This is a genomic window from Xanthomonas sp. DAR 80977 (genome assembly GCF_041240605.1).
Lineage (GTDB): Bacteria > Pseudomonadota > Gammaproteobacteria > Xanthomonadales > Xanthomonadaceae > Xanthomonas_A > Xanthomonas_A bundabergensis.
Genome location: NZ_CP162487.1, coordinates 3,741,787 through 3,761,359, shown reverse-complemented (window position 1 = coordinate 3,761,359; position 19,573 = coordinate 3,741,787). Strand labels below are relative to the sequence as shown.

At 70.5% G+C, this 19,573-nt stretch carries 10 protein-coding genes; 4 read left to right on the top strand and 6 right to left on the bottom strand.

Annotated features, from left to right (window positions below):
- Positions 1–45 precede the first annotated feature (45 nt).
- Positions 46–1,506, bottom strand: coding sequence for an MATE family efflux transporter (locus AB3X10_RS15825; RefSeq protein ID WP_369976209.1), 1,461 nt, complete (start codon positions 1,504–1,506; stop codon positions 46–48).
- A gap of 462 nt (positions 1,507–1,968) precedes the next feature.
- On the opposite strand from AB3X10_RS15825, the gene AB3X10_RS15820 reads away from it, so the two are divergent.
- Complete coding sequence (locus AB3X10_RS15820; protein ID WP_369976208.1) at positions 1,969–2,376, top strand: RNA-binding S4 domain-containing protein; 408 nt, start codon at positions 1,969–1,971, stop codon at positions 2,374–2,376.
- 340 nt (positions 2,377–2,716) lie between these two features.
- Here AB3X10_RS15820 and katG read toward each other — a convergent pair whose 3' ends face one another.
- Together katG and AB3X10_RS15810 are read right to left on the bottom strand one after the other, a co-directional pair.
- Complete coding sequence (gene katG / locus AB3X10_RS15815; RefSeq protein ID WP_369976206.1) at positions 2,717–4,963, bottom strand: catalase/peroxidase HPI; 2,247 nt, start codon at positions 4,961–4,963, stop codon at positions 2,717–2,719.
- A gap of 304 nt (positions 4,964–5,267) precedes the next feature.
- Positions 5,268–8,570, bottom strand: a complete 3,303-nt coding sequence (locus tag AB3X10_RS15810; RefSeq protein WP_369976204.1) for an AAA family ATPase — start codon at positions 8,568–8,570, stop codon at positions 5,268–5,270.
- A 446-nt stretch (positions 8,571–9,016) separates the two neighbouring features.
- Here AB3X10_RS15810 and AB3X10_RS15805 point away from each other — a divergent pair, with 446 nt between their 5' ends.
- Positions 9,017–9,727, top strand: coding sequence for a helix-turn-helix transcriptional regulator (locus AB3X10_RS15805; RefSeq protein WP_369976202.1), 711 nt, complete (start codon positions 9,017–9,019; stop codon positions 9,725–9,727).
- Positions 9,728–9,783: 56 nt separating this feature from the next.
- A complete protein-coding gene (locus AB3X10_RS15800; protein WP_369976200.1) occupies positions 9,784–10,440 on the top strand; it encodes a glutathione S-transferase family protein in 657 nt (218 codons plus the stop codon).
- A gap of 95 nt (positions 10,441–10,535) precedes the next feature.
- Here AB3X10_RS15800 and mutS read toward each other — a convergent pair whose 3' ends face one another.
- Entirely contained in the window at positions 10,536–13,163 is a 2,628-nt protein-coding gene (mutS, locus tag AB3X10_RS15795) for a DNA mismatch repair protein MutS (RefSeq protein WP_369976198.1), read from the bottom strand.
- 449 nt (positions 13,164–13,612) lie between these two features.
- On the opposite strand from mutS, the gene AB3X10_RS15790 reads away from it, so the two are divergent.
- Positions 13,613–15,541, top strand: coding sequence for an alpha-L-fucosidase (locus tag AB3X10_RS15790; RefSeq protein ID WP_369981862.1), 1,929 nt, complete (start codon positions 13,613–13,615; stop codon positions 15,539–15,541).
- Between the two features lie 272 nt (positions 15,542–15,813).
- Here AB3X10_RS15790 and galA read toward each other — a convergent pair whose 3' ends face one another.
- Positions 15,814–18,375: a beta-galactosidase GalA gene (galA, locus tag AB3X10_RS15785; protein ID WP_369976196.1), complete on the bottom strand. Its 2,562-nt coding sequence runs from the start codon at positions 18,373–18,375 to the stop codon at positions 15,814–15,816.
- Positions 18,372–19,553: a glycoside hydrolase family 53 protein gene (locus AB3X10_RS15780; protein ID WP_369976194.1), complete on the bottom strand. Its 1,182-nt coding sequence runs from the start codon at positions 19,551–19,553 to the stop codon at positions 18,372–18,374. Before AB3X10_RS15780 ends, galA begins: the two co-directional genes overlap by 4 nt.
- Positions 19,554–19,573: the final 20 nt, after the last annotated feature.

Below are 19,573 nucleotides of genomic sequence, written 5' to 3'. Positions count from 1 at the left end.
ACCCACGAGGCGACACCGCCCGGACCGAACCGCGAGTACCCGCGCTCAGCGCGCCGGATCCTGCGCGATCGCCACGTCGGCGACCGGCGCCGGCGGCTGCCCCGGCACTTCCGCGGGGTGGGCCATTTCCTCCGGGCGCGGCTGCGCCAGCATGCGCGCCTTGCGCCAGTTGCCCCAGCGGTAATAGGCCAGCGACAGCAGCATCGCGCAGGTCGCGCTGGTCGGGAAGCTCCACCACACCGCGTCGGCGCCGAACTGCGGCTGCAGCAGGTGCGCGAACGGCACGCGCACGCCCCACAGCGACAGCGCCAGGATCAGCAGCGGCGGGATCACCGCGCCGGTGGCGCGGACCACGCCGGAAATCACGAAGGTCACGCCGAAGAACAGGAACGACCACACCGCGATGTGGTTGAGATGGCGCGCGATCTCCAGCGCCGCGCTGTGCGGCGGCAGGAACAGCGCCAGGGTCCAGCGGTCGAGCAGGATCAGCGGCGCGATCAGCGCGCCGGTCAGCAGGAAGTTGAACAGCACGCCCTGCCGCGCGGTCGCCGCGACCCGGTCCCAGCGCTGCGCGCCGACGTTCTGCGCGGCCATCGACGAGCAGGCCGCGCCGATCGCCATCGCCGGCATCTGCAGGTAGGTCCACAGCTGCAGCGCGGCGCCGTAGGCGGCGGAGGTGTCGGTGCCGTAGCCGTTGACCATCGAGATCATCACGATCATCGCCAGCGAGATCAGCACCATCTGCAGGCCCATCGGCACGCCCTTGACCACCAGCGCGCGCAGGATGGTCGGGTCGATGCGGAACAGCCGCGCATCCTGCCGGCCCAGCCACAGCACGTGGCGCTTGTGCCGCAGGTACAGCAGCAGCCCGCTCAGCGCGATGCCCTGCGCGATCAGCGTGGCCCAGGCGGCGCCGGCGATGCCCAGCTTCGGGAACGGCCCCAGCCCGAACAGCAGCAGCGGATTGAAGCCGATGTCCAGCACCACCGACAGCAGCAGGAAGCGGAACGGGGTGCGCGAATCGCCGGCGCCGCGCAGCGCCGCGGACAGGAACGCGAACGCGTACAGCAGCGGCATCGCCAGGAAGATCACCCGCAGGTAGGCCTCGGCCAGCGGCAGCGACGCGGCCGGGGTGCCCATCGCCGCCAGCAGGTGCCGCGCCAGCCACCAGCCGCCGGCCGCGATCAGCACCGAGATGCCGATGAAGAACGTGGCGCTGGTGCCCATCACCCGCCGCGCCTGCGGCACGTCGCCGCGGCCCATCGCCTGGCCGATCAGGATGGTGGCGGCCATGCCGATCCCGAACACCGAGCCGATCAGGAAGAACATGATGCTGTTGGCGTTGGCCGCGGCGGTCAGCGCCGCCTCGCCGAGGTAGCGGCCGACCCAGATCGCATTGACCGACCCGTTCAGCGACTGCGCGATGTTGCCGGCCAGGATCGGCAGCGAGAACAGCAGCAACTGCCGGCCGATCGGGCCTTCGGTGAGGGTGGCGGGCTTGGCCATCGCATGCCTGCAGGGACGGAGCGGGGAGCCGCGCACACTAGCACCTGCACGCGACCCCGGGGAGGCGACGCATGGCAGATGTGGCGCGGCCGCGAACGTCCTAGAATGGATGCGTCGATACCAACGTCCGGTCTTGCAGCGAAGACGCATGACCGGGTGGATGGATGCGTCGGCGCAGGACCCACTTGCAATGCCGCGATCGCGCCGCAATCTGCAGGAAATCGGATGCGGCGCGCTGGCGCTGGGACGGGCCGGCTGCGCCGATACCGCGCTGGGGCGATGCCAAGGGCGGCTTGGCGAGCGCCCGAATGCCTGGGCGGCGAGGACGACAGCGCGATCCCCGCAACGCGCCGACGGCCTGGCGCTCGGCCAGCCCGGCAACGCTGCCATCCGCAACAGCCGCTGCAGTGGTCCGGCGAGCGGCGCGACGATCAATCCATGCAGGTGATTTCCGTAAGCACGATGAATGAACCGCTAGCGCAACCGAGTACGGTCCGGCTGGATGTCTGGCTATGGGCCGCACGTTTCTTCAAGACCCGCAGCGTGGCCAAGCAGGCGGTGGAGACCGGCAAGGTCGACGTGGCCGGGCAGCGTCCGAAATCCTCGCGCGCGGTGCGCGTGGGCGAGCAGTTGCGCGTGGAGCGCGGCGAGGAAGTGTTCGAGATCCAGGTGCTGGCGCTCAGCGACGACCGCGGCCCGGCCAGCGTCGCGCAGACGCTGTACCGGGAAAGCGAGGCCTCGCGCGAGCGGCGCGCGCAGCAACGCGCGCAACGCAGCGCCGAACGCAACGGCTACCAGGCGCCCGACGGCAAGCCGGACAAGCGCGCACGGCGCCTGATCCGCGCGCTGGGCGATCTGGACGCGCTGTAGGCGCTGGGCGCAGTTGCTTTCGAGGACGCAGTTCCGGTGGCCACGGCCGCTCGGTCGCGATCGCCGGGCGGGGCGCTTCACCAGGCATCCTGCAGTCGGGACTGAAGTCCCTCCCACAAAAGCCCTCGTGCTTCCGCTTCGCCGGAAATCCCTGCAGGAGCGGCTTCAGCCGCGCCGCCGCGCTACCGATGCCATGGCGCACACGCAAACGCCCCGGCGAGCCGGGGCGTTTTCACGGATGTCGCGTGATGCAGAAACGGCGGCTGCCACCTGCTCCGGATCATCCGGGCAGGCGCGACCGATCGGCCGCCTGGCCGGTGCACCGGCCAGGCGCTCGGCTTCACGCCGCCAGGTCGAAGCGGTCCAGCTCCATCACCTTGCTCCACGCGGCGACGAAGTCGCGCACGAACTTCTCCTGCGCATCGGCGCTGGCATACACCTCGGCCAGCGCGCGCAGGATCGAATTGGAGCCGAACACCAGGTCCGCGCGCGTGCCGGTCCACTTCTGTTCGCCCGTGGCGCGGTCGCGGCCCGCGTACAGTTCCTTGGACTCCGAGGTCGCCTTCCACTCGATGCGCATGTCCAGCAGGTTGGCGAAGAAGTCGTTGCTCAGCGTGCCGGGACGCTCGGTAAACACGCCATGCGCCGATTGGCCGACATTGGCGCCGAGCACGCGCAGCCCGCCGACCAGCACGGTCATCTCCGGCGCGGTCAGGGTCAGCAGCTGCGCCTTGTCGATCAGCAGCGCCTCGGCCGGCACCGCGTAGCGGCGCTTGCTGTAGTTGCGGAAGCCATCGGCCACCGGCTCCAGCACCGCGAACGACTCCACGTCGGTCTGCTCCTGCGAGGCATCCATCCGCCCCGGCGTGAACGGCACGGTCAGCGTCTGTCCCGCGTTGTGCGCCGCCTGCTCGACCGCCGCGGCGCCGCCGAGCACGATCAGGTCGGCCAGCGAGATCTTCTTGCCGCCGCTCTGGGCGCCATTGAACTGCGCTTGGATCCGCTCCAGCGTGGCCAGCACCTGCGCCAGCTGCTCGGGCTGGTTCGCTTCCCAGTCCTTCTGCGGGGCCAGGCGGATGCGCGCGCCGTTGGCGCCGCCGCGCTTGTCCGAGCCGCGGAAGGTGGAGGCCGCCGCCCACGCGGTCGAGACCAGTTGCGCGATGCTCAGGCCCGAGTCGAGCAGGCTGCGCTTGAGCGCGGCGATGTCCTGCGCATCGACCACGGGATGGTCCAGCGCGGGGATCGGGTCCTGCCACAGCAGTTCTTCGGCCGGTACGTCCGGGCCGAGGTAGCGCGCGCGCGGACCCATGTCGCGGTGGGTCAGCTTGAACCAGGCGCGGGCGAAGGCGTCGGCGAACTGTTCCGGGTGCTCCAGGAAGCGGCGCGAGATCGCGGCGTAGGCCGGGTCGAAGCGCAGCGCCAGGTCGGTGGTGAGCATGGTCGGCAGGTGCTTCTTCGACGCATCGTGCGCGTCCGGGATCAGCGCCTGCGCGTTCTTCGCCACCCACTGGTGGGCGCCGGCCGGGCTCTTGCTCAGTTCCCACTCGAACTTGAACAGGTGCTCGAAGAAATCGTTGCTCCACTGCGCCGGGGTGGTGGTCCAGGTGACCTCCAGGCCGCTGGTGATGGTGTCGCCGCCCTTGCCGCTGCCGAAGCTGTTGTGCCAGCCCAGGCCCTGCGCGCCCAGGTCGCTGGCTTCCGGCTCGGCGCCGACGTGGTCGGCCGGGCCGGCGCCGTGGGTCTTGCCGAAGGTGTGGCCGCCGGCGATCAGCGCCACCGTCTCCTCGTCGTTCATCGCCATGCGCGCGAAGGTGTCGCGGATGTCCTTGGCGGCGAGCAGCGGATCGGGATTGCCGTCCGGGCCTTCCGGGTTGACGTAGATCAGGCCCATCTGCACCGCGGCCAGCGGGTTCTCCAGGTCGCGGCTGTGGCGCACCTCGCTGTCGTCGTCCTTGACCAGCACGCCGTGCGCTTCCTCCACGCCCGGCGAGCCGCGCGAGTAGCGCTCGTCGCCGCCCAGCCACTTGTCCTCGCGGCCCCAGTACACGTCCTGGTCCGGCTCCCAGGTGTCTTCGCGGCCGCCGGCGAAACCGAAGGTCTTGAAGCCCATCGATTCCAGCGCGACGTTGCCGGTGAGGATCAGCAGGTCGGCCCAGGAGATGGCCTGGCCGTACTTCTGCTTGATCGGCCACAGCAGGCGCCGCGCCTTGTCCAGGCTCACGTTGTCCGGCCAGCTGTTGAGCGGGGCGAAACGCTGCTGGCCACGGCCGCCGCCGCCGCGGCCGTCGCCGGTGCGGTAGGTGCCGGCGCTATGCCAGGCCATGCGGATGAACAACGGGCCGTAGTGGCCGAAGTCGGCCGGCCACCAGTCCTGCGAATCGGTCATCAGCGCGTGCAGGTCCTGCTTCAGCGCCTGCAGGTCGAGGCTGTTGAAGGCCTTGGCGTAGTCGAACGTCTCGCCCAGCGGATTGGACTTGGACGAGTGCTGGCTGAGCAGGTCCACGCGCAGTTGCTTGGGCCACCAGTCCTTGTTCGTGGTGCCGCTGCTGGCTGCGCTGTGGAACGGGCATTTGGCTTCTGTGTTCATCGGTCTCTACCTTCGTGCGCAAGGGACGCGCCTGTGGGCCAGGCGGTCGCTGGGGATGGGGCGGGGTCGGAAGCGGGTTCGCGACCAGGCGCCGGCGCAATGCGGAAGAGGCGTTCATTGGGCTGGCGCATGGCGGGCTCGGGGCTGATTCGGTAGGTGCAGACTATCGGCGGCTGAATTCTTTATAAAATTGATTGATCGAAATGATTTGATAGGGAGTGCCAATCGCAAGGCGGTGGCGCGGCGATCATGGAGCATGCCGCGCGCGCTGTCTGTGAGCTGCGTGCGCGGCCGCCAGCGCGGCTCAAGCGTTGGGCATCACGTCGAAATCGCCGCCCAGCACGCGCTCCAGTCGGCCGCTGCGCCAACCGCGCACGCTGTCGCGCACCAGCGGCGCCGGCGCGAAGCGGTAGCGCCGGCACACGCGCAGTTCGTCGCCGACATCCGGCGCGCGCCGGGCCTGTCCGGGCAGGTCCGGCGCGACCCGCACCTGTGCGCTGAGCCGGCGCAGCGCCGGTTCGTCGGCATCCTGTTCCTGCACATGCAGGCCGGTCTCCGGTTGCAGCAGATCCAGCGCGCCGAACCCGGCGATCGCCAGCCAGGCGCGGCCCTGCTCGGGATCCTGCTGCAACACCTCCACGCGCATGTTGCGTTGCGCGGCCCAGGCCAGATACATCTGCAGCAACTGCTGCCACCAGCGCCGCGCGTCGGCGCGATGGCGGTGCAGCTCGCTGGCACCGATGCGCAGGTCCAGCAGCGCGTCCTGCGGGCGTTGCTCCTGCAACGCGTCGCTGGCCAGTTGCAGCAGCCACAGCAATTGCGCCAGGCGGGCGACGAATTCGCCGTCGCGCTGCGCGCCGTCCAGCCGCGCGCGCATGCGTCCGGCACTGTCCAGCGCGCTCTCGATGCGATCGCGGCGTTCGATCCGGTCCAGTACCTGGAAGCGGGTGGGCTGCGACCAGAAATCGGGTTCGCCCATGCTGGCGAAATCCGCTTCCCGCGCCAGCCGCCACGCGCTCGCGGCGTGGGCCTCGTGCAGGACGTGCAGGGCCGTGTCCAGGCGCGTGAGCGCCGCGCCGCCGGTGACCGGCGCGTAGACGATGTCGCGCAGGTCCGCCGGTGCCGCCGGGTCGGCGGCGGCGCCCGTTGCAGGCATGGACGCGGGCGCATCGGGGGCGATGAACCGCACGTCGAGGCGATCGCCGGCGCCGCGCACGAACAGGAACTGGTCGCCTTCCGGCGCGCGCTGTTCGACGATGCTGCGCGCCAGCGGCGCGAGCAGGTGCTGCTCGATCGCGCGGCGCAGCGGGCGTGCGCCCAGGTCCGGGGTGAAGCCGCGATCGAGCAGGAACTCGATCGCCGACGGCTCCCATTCCACCGCCCAGGCGCGGTTGCGCAGGCCGCGCCGGGTCAGCGTGCGCTCGAGTTCCTTGTGCAGGATCTCGCGCATCAGCGCGCGGTCCAGCGGGTTGAACAGCACCACGCGGTCGAGCCGGTTGATGAACTCGCGGCGGAAGGTTTCGTATACCGCCTTTTCCACCGCACTGCGCGAGTAGCCGCCGGCGACGGTGGCGAAGCCGGGGCCGGCGCTGCGGGCGAGGGTGGCGCCGACGTTGCTGGTCAGGATGATGATGCTGTGGCGGAAGTCGGCGGTGTTGCCGTTGCGATCGCTCAGCCGCGCGTCGTCGAACACCTGCAGGAACAGGTCCCAGACCTTGGGATGGGCTTTCTCGAACTCGTCCAGCAACACCACCGAGAACGGCTGCTCGCGGATCCGCGCGATCAGCGTGCGCTGGCCGGCGCTGTCGTCGCCGGTGAGCCGCGACAGCGCGTCCTCGCCCTGGAATTCGCTCATGTCCAGGCGCAGCAGGCGCTCGGCGTTGCCGAACAGCAGTTCGCCCAGCGCCTTGGCCAGTTCGGTCTTGCCGGTGCCGGTGGGGCCGGCGAACAGGAACACGCCGATCGGGCGATGGCTGTCGACCAGGCCGGCCTTGAGCATGGCGATGCGGTCGAGCAGGGTCTCCACCGCTTCGTCCTGGCCGAGCACGCGCTGGCGGAAGAACCGGCGCAACGCGTCCAGTTCCAGCCGCTGGCGATCGTCGATCACGTCCAGCGGCAGGCCGCTGCGCTTGGCCACGGCCTGCAGCAGCGCATCGTCGTCGAGCGGCAGGCGTGGCGTCTCGGCGCCGGTCGCGGCCTGCAAGGTCTCGTCCAGCAACTGCAGCAACCGCCCCGGCTCGTGCTGCTCGGGGAAATACTGCGCCGCCATGCGTTCGGCCTCCGCGAGGGTGCGTGCGTCGATCACCTCCGCTTGCAGCGTCTGCCGCTGCGCCTGCGCCCACTGTTCGCCGATCTGCGCCAGTGCGGCGGGTGCGGCCGGCGCCAGCGGGACCACTTCGAAGCGCGAGCGCGTCGCCGGCCGCGCCACCTGCAACTGCGCCAGCTGCCGCGGCGTGATTTCGCCGATCAGGCGCAGTTCGCCGCGCTCCAGCGCCGGCAGCACCAGGTCGAGGATGCCGCGCGGGTCGCGCGAGTGCGAACCCTTGTGCAGCAGGTCGTAGAAATCCGGTGCGCGCCACAACGCGCGTTCGCGGTGCAGTACCGCCAGCATCTCGCGGATGCGGCCTTCCAGCTCGCCGATGTAGCTCTGCCCGGCGAGGATCTCGGCCGCCGACGCCTCGAACACGCGCCAGCCTTCGGCCAGCAGGCGTTCGCTGAGCAGATCGATCAGCACGCTCTTGCCGACGCCGTGCTCGCCGACCAGCAGCACCGGCTGCGGCGGCATCGCCACCAACTGCTCGTACGCGCGCTGCAGCGCCGCGTCCAGCGCGGGATGACGCAGGCGCAGGCGTGGCGGCAGGGTGGCGACGACGCGGCCGAAACCGCCGAGCACGCGCTGCTCGCGGCGCAGGCTGCGCGCGTCCTGCAAGCGCTGCAGGAACGGCTCCAGCACCGGCTCCTTGAACTGGCCGAGGGTGTCGGCCAGCTTGGCCAGGGCGTCGTCGTCGAGTCCGTCGAACTCGACCGCGCGGTCCGCCGGCGCCTTGCCCGCGGCCCAGTGCAGATAGCCACGCAGGCGCTGCCGGAACGGCACGAAGCCCCACCACCAGTCGCGCGCCTGGCGCAGCAGCAGATGCAGGTGATCGGCGTCCGGCAGCGCCTGCAGGTAGTCGAGCACGAAGTTGAGCGGATACGAGCCCAGGTGCGGCAGCAGTTCCAGCACCGCGTCCGGATCGCTGCGGCGGCGCTGCGGCAGCGCCACCGCGGCCATCGACGGCAGCGCGTAGCCGGGGCTGCCGAGCGCTTCGAGCACCGCCTGGTCGGAGAACTCCAGGCTGGCCAGCAGCGTCACGCCTTGCTGGAACTGCGGGATCCGCAACAGGTCGGCCGGGCTCTGGATCTGTTCGTCCAGGGCTTCCACCTGCTGGCGCAACCGCTGCACGTGCTGGGCCGGCGTTTCCGCGGCCAGCGCTTCGGGCGCTTCCGGCTTGGGTTCGGGGTCGGGTGCGGACTGCGGCGTGCGCGGATCGGCCGATCCCGTGTGTCTGAAGACGTGCAACAGCAAACCGCCCACGATGACGCCGATCACGAACAGGTAGATCTCCAAGCGAGGCTCCTTCAGTGCCTACCGATGCGGTTGGAAGCGGCCACGTCGCGGCGCTGGACGGTGGAGCGGATGCCGGACGCCGCTGCGTCGAGCGCCATGCCTGGTCGCGCCGGTTGCGGTGCCGTGGCTTGTGGGCGTATCGACATGCGTTGCCTTTCTTCCTTGTGCTGAGCGCGTCCACCCGCGCGGCTGGTCCAATCGCTTTCCCTGGCCGGCGCATGCGCCGGCAATGCGGCCAGCGACGGCCTTGAGTATAGGGGCGCGTGTTTCGGGCGGGCTACAGCCGCGGCGCGAGCCGCTGGTCGGCATTGGCCGGCCTGTGCGCGCCGGCATGTCGCCGCGCACCGGTTCGATGGCCTGCGCGTGCCCGCCCGACATGCCCCGACGCGCGAGCGGATCCTGCCCGGAACCGACCGGCACACGGCAAAGCCCACTATCCTGTGGCGATGGCCATCCGTGCGACCCGTCTGCTGCACCTGCTCGACGCCCTGCGCGGGCGGCGCCGGCCGGTGCCCGGTGCCGAACTCGCCACGGCGCTGGGCATCAGCCTGCGCACGCTGTACCGCGATATCGCGACCCTGCGCGTGCAGGGCGCCGACATCCTCGGCGATCCCGGCGTCGGCTACGTGCTGCGTCCCGGCTTCCTGCTGCCGGCGCTGAATTTCAGCGAGGACGAACTGGAGGCCTTGACCCTGGGCGCGCGCTGGGTGGCGCGCCAGGCCGATCCGGAGCTGGCGCAGGCGGCGCAACGCGCGGTGGCGCGGATCGCGGCCACGCTGCCCGGCACGCTGCGGCTGTCGATCGAGACCAGCGGGCTGCTGGTGCCCGACGCCAACGCCAACGCGGTGCCGCCGCTGCCGCCGGCGCCGTGGCTGCCGGTGCTGCGGCGTGGCATCCGCCTCGAACACGTGTTGCGGATGGACTATGCCGATGCCGGCGGCAACGCCTCGCAGCGCCGCATCTGGCCGTTCGCGATGGCCTTCCTCGGCGGCTATGGCGTGATCGCGGCATGGTGCGAGCTGCGCGGCGACTTCCGCCATTTCCGCGCCGACCGGGTATTGGCCCTGGCCGACGACGGCGAGCGCCATCCCTCGCGCCGGCACCTGCTGATCAAGCGCTGGCGCGCCGCCACCGGCTATGGCGGCAGCGACTGCTGACAGCAGGTGTCAGCAGGGCGCGACCACACTGCAGGCTCTTACCACGGAGTCTGCCCATGTCCACCGAGATCGTGCTCTACACCCACCCCCAGTCGCGCGGCCGCGTCGCCCGCTGGATGCTGGAGGAAACCGGCCTGCCGTACCGCGCGGTCATCGTCGACTACGGCACCACGATGAAGGCGCCGGACTATCTGGCGATCAACCCGATGGGCAAGGTGCCGGCGCTGCGCCACGGCGCCGCCGTGGTTACCGAGAACGCGGCGATCTGCGCCTATCTGGCCGATCTGGTGCCGGAGCGGCAACTGGCGCCGCCGCCGGGATCGCCGGCACGCGCCGACTACTATCGCTGGCTGTTCTTCCTGGCCGGGCCGGTCGAGGCGCTGTTGACCGCGAAGGAGGGCGGGGTGCTGGCACCGGCACGCAGTGCCGGCTACGGCCGCGAGGCGGACCTGCTGCAGACGTTGGAGCAGGCGGTCGCAGACCGCGAACACCTGGCCGGCGACCGCTTCAGCGCGGCCGACCTGTACATGGCGGCGGTGCTGGGCTTCTACATGCGTATCGGCATGCTCGAGCGGCTTCCGGCATTCGTCGCCTTCGCGCAACGGCATGTCGCCCGGCCTGCGGCACTGCGGGCCGGTGCCATCGACGATGCCTTGATCGCGGCGCATCCGAATCCGGACATGCCGCCCAGCGTGGCGCCGGCGGCCGCCTAGCGGACGCGATTCGCCGGCGGTTGTGCGTGCCGTGCGGACGGACCCTCACCCCAACCCCTCTCCCGGTGGGAGAGGGGCTAAGGCCGCACGTCGCGCTAGAGCAGCGACTTGAGCCGGTACAGCGCTTCCAGCGCCTGCTTGGGCGTCAGCTCGTCCGGGTCCAGCGCCGCCAGCGCCTCCTGCGCGGCCGAGGGTGCGGCGGCGAACAGGCCGAACTGCTGCGGCGCGTCCAGCGCCTGCGGCGCCATCTGCGAGGCATGGCTTTCGCCGCCGCGCTGCTCCAGTTCCGCCAGCCGCCGCCGCGCCTGCGCGACGGTGCTCTTCGGCAGGCCGGCCAGCGCCGCCACCTGCAGGCCGAAACTGCGGTTGGCCGGGCCGTCCTTGACCGTGTGCATGAACACCAGCTTGTCGCCGTGCTCGACCGCGTCCAGGTGCACGTTGGCGATGCCGCTGGCGCCGCCTTCGACCGATTCGTCGGCCAGCGCGGTCAGCTCGAAATAGTGCGTGGCGAACAGGGTGTAGCAGCGGTTGTGGTGCGCCAGGTGGCGCGCCACCGCGTCGGCCAGGGCCAGGCCGTCGTAGGTCGAGGTGCCGCGGCCGATCTCGTCCATCAGCACCAGCGACTGCGCGCTGGCGTGATGCAGGATGTAGCTGGTCTCGGCCATCTCGACCATGAAGGTGGACTGGCCGCGCGCCAGGTCGTCGCCGGCGCCGATGCGGGTCAGGATGCGGTCGATCGGGCCGATCACCGCGCGCGTGGCCGGCACGTAGCTGCCGATGTGCGCCAGCAGCACGATCAATGCATTCTGCCGCATGTAGGTGGACTTGCCGCCCATGTTCGGGCCGGTGATCACCAGCATGCGCCGGGACCTGCCGTCGCGGTCGTTGTACAGGTCCAGGTCGTTGGGTTCGAACGGCTGCTCGCGCACCGCTTCCACCACCGGATGGCGGCCGCGCTCGATGCGCAGGCACGGCGCGCTCTCCAGTTCCGGCCGCGCCCAGTCCAGCGCCTGCGCGCGCTCGGCGAAGCCGGCCAGCACGTCTAGTTCGCTGAGCGCGGCGGCGGCGCGCTTGAGCGGCTCCAGGCGTTCGCCCAGCGTGTCCAGCAGCGCTTCGTACAGCAGCTTCTCGCGCGACAGCGCGCGCTCGCGCGCCGACAGCACCTTGTCCTCGAAGTTCTTCAGTTCCTCGGTGATGTAGCGCTCGGCGTTGGTCAGCGTCTGCCGCCGCGTGTAGTGCACCGGCGCCTTGTCGGCCTGGCCCTTGCTGATCTCGATGTAGTAGCCGTGCACGCGGTTGTAGCCGACCTTCAGCGTGGCGATGCCGCTGCTGGCGCGCTCGCGCGCTTCCAGGTCGATCAGGAACTGGTCGGCATGGGTGCTGAGCCGGCGCAGTTCGTCCAGCTCGGCGTCGTAGTCGGCGGCGATGACGCCGCCGTCGCTGAGCTTGAGCGGCGGCTGCTCGGCGATCGCCGAGGCCAGCAGGTGCGCGATCTCGTCGTGCTGGCCCAGTTCCGCGCCCAGCGCGGCCAGGCGCGGCGAATCCAGCGGCGCCAGCACCGCGCGCACCGTCGGCAGCAGGCCCAGGCCGTCGCGCAGGGTGGAGAAATCGCGCGGGCGCGCCGAACGCAACGCGACCCGGGTGAGGATGCGTTCGATGTCGCCGAGCGCGCGGAACGCGTCGCGCAGGTCGGCATCGGCGCCGCGGTCGATCAGCGTGCCGACTGCATGGTGGCGCTGCACCAGCACCTCGCGCAGGCGCAGCGGGCGGTGCAGCCAGCGCCGCAGCAGGCGCCCGCCCATCGGCGTGACCGTGCTGTCGAGCACGCCGAGCAAGGTGTTGCGGGTGTCGCCGTCCACCCGCGTGTCCAGTTCCAGGTGGCGGCGGGTGGCCGCGTTCATCGCGATCGCCTCGGCGGCGGTCTCCATCGCGATCGCGGTCAGGTGCGGCAGGCGCTGCTTCTGCGTTTCCTCCACGTAGCCGAGCAGGGCGCCGGCGGCGGCCGTGGCGCGAGGCTTGTCGTCGATGCCGAAGCCGCTGAGGTCGTGCAACTGGAAGAAGTTCAACAGCTGGCGGCGGCCGCTGTCCGCATCGAACAGCCACGGCGCGCGGCGGCGCACGCCGCGCCGTTCGCGCAGGAATTCCGGCCACTGGTCTTCGTCGGGCACCAGCAGCTCGGCCGGTTCCAGCCGCGCCAGCTCCGCTTCCAGCGCGTCCTCGCTGTCGACCTCGTTGACCAGGAAGCGGCCGCCGGCCAGGTCGGCCCAGGCCAGGCCGTAGCCGTGCTTGTTGCGCGCGATCGCCATCAGCAAGGTGTCGCGGCGCTCGTCGAGCAATGCCTCGTCGGTGACCGTGCCCGGCGTGACCACGCGCACCACCTTGCGCTCGACCAGGCCCTTGGCCAGCGCCGGATCGCCGATCTGCTCGCAGATCGCCACCGACTCGCCCAGTGCCACCAGCCGCGCCAGGTAGCCCTCGTAGGCATGCACCGGCACCCCGGCCATCGGGATCGGCGCGCCGCCGGAGCTGCCGCGCTGGGTCAGGGTGATGTCCAGCAGGCGCGCGGCCTTGCGCGCATCGTCGTAGAACAGCTCGTAGAAATCGCCCATGCGGAAGAACAGCAGCAGGTCCGGGTACTCGGACTTGGCGGCGAAGAACTGTTTCATCAGCGGGGTGTGCTCCGCTGCGCTTCCAGGAACTTGGGTTTTTTCTCGATTTTGCATCTGATTCAATGGTTTGAGGAATTTCAGGTGGGCTGGCCGTGGGCAAGTATGGACGTGTGCAGCCAGCAAATGACAGGGCGGCGCAGCTTCAGCCCGGCTCCACGGCCGCACGCGCCACCTGCCGATCCAGTGTGGAACTCCGGGTGCCCCCCGTTTCCACGGACACGTGCACGAAGGTCAATCGGTGAGGCAAGGAATGTCCGGTCTGCCCCCAGCACGCGCAACGCCGGGTCCACGCCAACGGCGGTCGCGTTGTCCTGGCGTCGGCTGCATGTGTCCGTGGAAACGGAGATCGGCGACAGCGCGCAGGTCAATTCCCAGGCATGCGGCGAAGGATCGCCATGCGGATTGACCTGCTCCCGATTGCACGACCGTCCGTCGCTTTGCGGGCGGACTCTTCCGTCGTTGGAGAAGCTAAGATCGGAGCTTGTGCAGAGTCGGAGGCGCTAATGATCGATCGTCGTACCTTTCTTGCCACGGGTGTGGTCGCCGTCGCCGCGAGTTTCAGCGCATCCGCCGCCCGGATCGCGGCGGCGCCGCGCACTAATGGGCCGGCCCCGTGGGGCGCCGTGCCCAGCGCGCGACAGCTGCGATGGCATCGGTGGGAGCAATACGCCTTCGTGCATTTTGCGATGAACACCTTTACCGACAAGGAATGGGGCTACGGCGACGAGGATCCGCGCAAGTTCGATCCCAGCGATTTCTCCGCCGATCAGATCGTCGCCGCCGCCAAGGCCGGCAATCTCAAAGGACTCATTTTTACCGCCAAGCACCACGATGGCTTCTGCCTTTGGCCGACGCGCCTCACCGAGCATTGCATTCGCAATTCGCCCTACAAGAACGGCAAGGGCGACATCGTCGGCGAGATGGCGGCGGCGTGCCGGCGCGCTGGCCTGGCCTTCGGCATCTACCTGTCGCCCTGGGATCGCAACCACGCCGAGTACGGGCGCCCCGGCTATCTCGACTATTTCCGCAAGCAGATCGTCGAACTGTGCACGGGCTATGGCGACCTGTTCGAGTTCTGGTTCGACGGCGCCAATGGCGGCGACGGCTACTACGGTGGAGCGCGCGAAACGCGCAAGATCGATGCGCCCGCCTATTACGACTGGCCGCGGATGATCGAACTGGTCCACCAGCACCAGCCGCTGGCCTGCACCTTCGACCCGCTCGGCGCCGATATCCGTTGGGTCGGCAACGAGGATGGCGTCGCCGGCGATCCGTGCTGGCCGACCATGCCCGATGCCCCTTACACCCAGGAAAACGGCAATGCCGGCGTGCGCGGGGCGGCGCTGTGGTGGCCGGCGGAAACCAACACCTCGATCCGCCCGGGCTGGTTCTACCATGCCGACGAAGACGGCAAGGTGCGCAGCCCGGAGAATCTGGTGCGCTATTTCGACACCTCGGTCGCGCGCGGCACCAACATGAACCTCAATCTTCCGCCCGACCGGCGCGGCCGCATCGCCGACCACGACGTCGCGGTGCTGCAGAGCTTCGGCGACGCGATCCGCGCCAGCTTCGCCATCGATCTGGCCAAGGGCGCCAGGGCCAGCGCCAGCGCGTCGCGCGGTCCCGGGTTCGAGCCGGCGCGCGTGCTCGACCGCCAGCCGGACAGCTACTGGTCCACGCCGGACGGCGTCACCACGCCGACGCTGACGCTGGAACTGTCGGCGCTGCGCAGCTTCGACCTGATCCGGCTGCGCGAATACCTGCCGCTGGGCGTGCGTGTCACCCGCTTCGCGATCGAAGCCGAGGTCGATGGGCAATGGCGGCGGTTGGCCGAAGCGCAATGCATCGGTGCACAGCGGATCCTGCGGCTCGATTCCCCGGTCGCCGCGCGCCGTGTGCGTCTGCTCGTGCTCGATGCGCCGGTCTGCCCGGCGATCAGCGAATTCGCGCTGTTCCGTGCCGTCGCGCCGGTTCCGGTCGCGCGGCCGACGGCGAACGCGCCGGACGTGCTGTCCACCGCGGGTTGGCGAATCGTCGAGGCCAGCGCGCCGGGGGCGGAGAAGTTGCTCGACGACGATGCCGGCACGATCTGGATCGTGCCCGCTCCCAAGCCTGGCCATCCCGCGCAGGTGACCATCGACCTCGGCGCGCTGCGTCAGGTCGCCGGCTTCAGCCTCACGCCCTCGCGCGCGGTGCTGAACGGCGCGGCGCCGCCGAAGGGCTACCGCGCCGAAAGCAGCGAAGATGGCCAGCACTGGCAACCGGCTGGCGCCGGCGAGCTGTCCAATATCGCCTACGCGCTCTCGACCCAGCGCCTGAATTTCCCCGAGGTACGCCAGCTCCGCTACCTGCGGCTGTCGTTCGCGGAAACGGCGGTGCCCGCCGAGCGGCTGGCGATCGCCGGGATCGGTGCATTCTCGCGCTTGCGATGACGGCTGGCGATCCCTCACCGCCATGCGCGGTGGGGGGCGCATCGCCGGGGCGACGCAGCTTCCCCGGCTTTGGCATGCGTGAGAGGCGGTGAAGCTCGGTTTCGGGATGAAGCGTCGGCGGCTTCCCCAGACGCGCGTCGCCATCGCTCCGGCCACCGCATGGGCGGAGCGAAGAGGATGCGCCTGCGCGCCTGCGCAGGAGGGGTGGAGTCGGGCGCGCGCGGCGCCCGCCGTGCGTGCGTGGCGCGATGCCTTGAAAGCGCGCGCCCGCGTCAGGCCACGAACGGCCGCGGCTTGCTGCGCACGGTCTTCAACGCCAGCCGCGCAGGCGCCAGCCCGGGTGCGCTCGCTTCCAGTACCAGGGTGCCGGCCGTGCGCGTGGTCTGCAGCAACGCCATGCACAGGCCGTTGAACGCGCGGCGGCTGTCGCCCTTGTCGTTCTCGTGGCTGGCCGGGTCGCCGTTGCCCAGGCCGATCAGCCGGCCGGGGCCGCGTACGGCGAAGCGCACGGCGGTGTCGGCGGTGGGGACGACGCGGCCCTGCGCGTCGACGATCTCGACCGCGACCACGGCGACGTCCTCGGCATCGGCCAGCAACTCCGGGCGATCGCTGCGCAGGCGCACGGCGGCCGGGGCGCCGACGGTCTGGCGGGTCTGCACCAGCACCTGCTTGCCGTCGCGGTAGCCGCGCGCTTCGAGCGTGCCGGGTGCGTACTTCACCCGCCATTCGACGTGGCCGTACGCCGGCACCTGCTGCAGGCCCTGGCTGGCGCCGTTGACCAGCAGTTCCACCGCGTCCAGGTTGCTGTGGCACCAGACGTCGACCATGCCGTTGTCGACCTCGTCCAGCAGGCCGTCCCAGTTCCAGTGCGGGAACAGGTGCAGCACCGGCTCGCGGGTCCATTGCGCGCGGTAGTACCAGTAGTTGTCCTTGGGGAAGCCGCAGCTGTCGAGGATGCCGAACTGCGAGGCCACGTTCGGCCAGCGGTTGTACGGGGTGGGTTCGCCGCGGTAGTCGAAGCCGGTCCAGACGAAGCCGCCGGCGATGTACGGCCGTTGCGCGACGTAGCTCCACCAGGCTTCGGCGCTGCTGGCCCACCACGGGTAGTCCAGGTCGTAGGCGCGGGCGTAGCCGCGCGTGTCGTCGGTGCGGTAGTTGCCGCGCACGCCGACGGTGCTGCCGGTTTCGCTGCCGTAGACCGGGATGTCGGGATGGCGCGCGTGGAACGCGTCCATCTGCGGGGTGCGGTAGTTGAAGCCGACCACGTCCACCACCTGGCCGACGCCGTCGTCGAAGCCCTTGTCCATCGCGAAGGTGGTGGGGCGGGTCGGGTCCAGGCGCCGCACCAGGCGCTGCATGCGCGCGACGATGCGCGCACCGCGCGCGGTGACCATCTGCGGTTCCTCGTTGCCGAGCGACCACAGCATCACGCAGGGATGGTTGCGGCCGCGCCGCACCATCGTTTCCAGTTCCGCCAGCGCCTCGCTGTCGGAGGACATGCGCCGGGTTTCGTCGATGACCAGCAGGCCGAGGCGGTCGCACAGCTCCAGCACTTCCGCTGCGGCCGGGTTGTGCGAGCTGCGGTAGGCATTGCAGCCCATCGACTTGAGCTGGCGCAGGCGCCATTCGTGCAGGCGGTCGGGAATGGCGGTGCCGACGCCTGCATGGTCCTGGTGGTTGTTGGTGCCGTGCAGCTTGAACGGCGCGCCGTTGAGCAGCAGGCCGCGCTGCGGATCGAACTGCAGGCTGCGCACGCCGAAGCGCGTGCTCAGCGCGTCGCAGGCGCGGCCGTCGCCGTGCAGGTGGGTGGACAGGGTGTAGCGCTGCGGCGTGTCCGGCGACCACAGCGCCGGCGCACCGAGATCCAGCGTCTGTTCCACGCGCTGCACCAGGCCCGGGGCCACGGTGACCGGCGCGGCGGTCGCGCGCGCGACGATGCGCCCGTCCGGCGCGCGGATCACCGAGGTGACGCTGCAACTGCGCGGTTCGGCGCCGCTGTTGCCGACCTCGGTGCTGACCAGCGCCTGCGCGGCGCCGCCTTGCCACGGGCTGCGCACGAACACGCCATCCGTCGGTAGGTGCAGCGCATCGGTCTTGCGCAGCCACACGTGGCGATAGATGCCCGCGCCCTCGTAGAACCAGCCCTCGCCCAGGGTGGCGTCCACGCGCACGGCGATGACGTTGCGCTTGCCGTAGTCGAGCACGTCGCTGAGGTCGACCTCGAAGCCGCAATAGCCGCTGGCGTTGCGGCCGACGATGTGGCCGTTGCAGAACACGATGCAGTCGCGGAACACGCCGTCGAATTCCAGGCAGATCCGCTTGCCGAGATCGGCCGCCGGGATCTCCAGTTCGCGCCGGTACCAGCCGATGCTGGTCTGCGGGTCGTTGCGGCCGAGCGGCTTGTAGCCGTGCGCGGCGGCCGGGTCGTCGATCAGGATGCTGGCGGAGACGGGATCCTGGCGCGGCGGCAGCGCCACCGCCCAGTCGTGCGGCAGGTCGATCGCGTCCCAGGCGCTGTCGTCGAAGCCGGGCAGGGCCGCGTCGGCGGTGTCCTTGCCGGCCTTGGCGTAGGTGCGTTGGAACGTACCGAAGTTGAAGTCGCGCGCCGGATCGTCGGCATGGCCGAGATGGAAACGCCAGCCGAAGTCGCACAGCAGGCGTTCGCGCGGCGCTTGCGTGTCCTCGTCCAGCATCGGCGCCAGCGCCGGGCCCGCGTCGCTGGGACTCGCGGCCAGTGCCGCCGGCGCCAAGGCCGCGGCCGCGCCGGGAACGGCCGCCTGCACGCCGCCGGCGACCAGCGAGCGCAGCAGGTCGCGTCGGCTCAGTTCGATCATGGTTGCGGGTCCTGTGCGTGCGGCGCCGGCGCCGCGTCGGTCCTGGCCTGCGGCGCGGGCCGGTAGGCGTGACGCATGAAGCCGATGCCGGGCAGCAGTTCGTTGCCGTGCGCGAAATCGAAGAAGCTGGCGTTCTCCCACGACGAGCCGGTGCCCCAGCGCGTCTTGCAGCTGTTGCTGGTCCAGGCCGGTTCCCAGTACACGACGCCGCTGCCGCCGTTGTCGATCACCAGCTGGGTGAGGTCGACCAGGTAGTCCAGCTGGCCCTGCGGCGTGGCCGGGTAGCCGCGGATGAGCGAGTCCTCGCCCAGCAGGTTGTGCGAGGTGTCGCCGCTGGCGAGCGTCCATGGGTAGGCGGTCTCCACCACCATCACCTCGGCCGGGTAGCGTTGGCGCAGGCGCTTGATGGTGGCGCCGAGCCCGGCCATCGATTCGCTGGACCACTTGCGGTAATAGCTGATGCCGATGAAGTCGAAATCGCCCACGCCGGCCTTGCTGGCCGCGGCGAACCACGGCTCGACGTTCTCCGGCTGGGCGATGTGCAGCATCACCTTGGGCTTGATCGCCGAACGCGCGCCGGCGTCGCGCACCGCCTGGATGCCGGCGCGCAGCAGCTTGGCGTTGCGCGTCCAGTCGATCGGCCGCCGCTTGTCCCACGGCTGGCTGTCCATCAGGTCCGAGTTGCTCTCGTTGCCGACCTGCACCAGCTCCGGCATCAGCCCGGCGCGGTCCAGCGCGCTCAGCGTGTCGTAGGTGTAGCCGTACAGCGTGCGCGCCAGTTCGTCCTGGTCGGTGATCGCGGCCCAGGCCTTGGGGATCAACTGCTTCTCGCCGTCGGCCCAGTCGTCGGAGTAGTGGAAGTCCAGCAACACCTGCATGCCCTGCGCGCGGGCGCGGCGGATGGTCTTCTTGACGTCGCTCAGGTCGCTGTAGCGGGTCCAGCGCGCATCGTTCCACAGGCGCACGCGCACCAGGTTGGCGCCGTGCGCATGGAACAGGACGAACGGGTCCTGCACCGTGCCGTGCTCGCGGTACTGCACGCCGCAGTCCTCCATCTCGTTGACGTAGGACAGGTCGGCGCCCAGGTACAGCGGACCGGCGCCAGCGGCGGCGGAGGCGAGGGCGGCGGCGAGGGCCAGCGCGAGCGCTGGCAGCCAGTGACGGCGTGTGTGCGGCATGCGGTACCTGCGGCAGAAAG

Coding starts and splice junctions, on each gene's coding strand:
- mutS (WP_369976198.1), bottom strand. CDS start 13,163: ATGCAAAATCGAGAAAAAACCCAAGTTCCTGGAAGCGCAGCGGAGCAC.
- AB3X10_RS15780 (WP_369976194.1), bottom strand. CDS start 19,553: ATGCCGCACACACGCCGTCACTGGCTGCCAGCGCTCGCGCTGGCCCTC.
- AB3X10_RS15825 (WP_369976209.1), bottom strand. CDS start 1,506: ATGGCCAAGCCCGCCACCCTCACCGAAGGCCCGATCGGCCGGCAGTTG.
- galA (WP_369976196.1), bottom strand. CDS start 18,375: ATGATCGAACTGAGCCGACGCGACCTGCTGCGCTCGCTGGTCGCCGGC.
- katG (WP_369976206.1), bottom strand. CDS start 4,963: ATGAACACAGAAGCCAAATGCCCGTTCCACAGCGCAGCCAGCAGCGGC.
- AB3X10_RS15820 (WP_369976208.1), top strand. CDS start 1,969: ATGAATGAACCGCTAGCGCAACCGAGTACGGTCCGGCTGGATGTCTGG.
- AB3X10_RS15790 (WP_369981862.1), top strand. CDS start 13,613: ATGATCGATCGTCGTACCTTTCTTGCCACGGGTGTGGTCGCCGTCGCC.
- AB3X10_RS15800 (WP_369976200.1), top strand. CDS start 9,784: ATGTCCACCGAGATCGTGCTCTACACCCACCCCCAGTCGCGCGGCCGC.
- AB3X10_RS15805 (WP_369976202.1), top strand. CDS start 9,017: ATGGCCATCCGTGCGACCCGTCTGCTGCACCTGCTCGACGCCCTGCGC.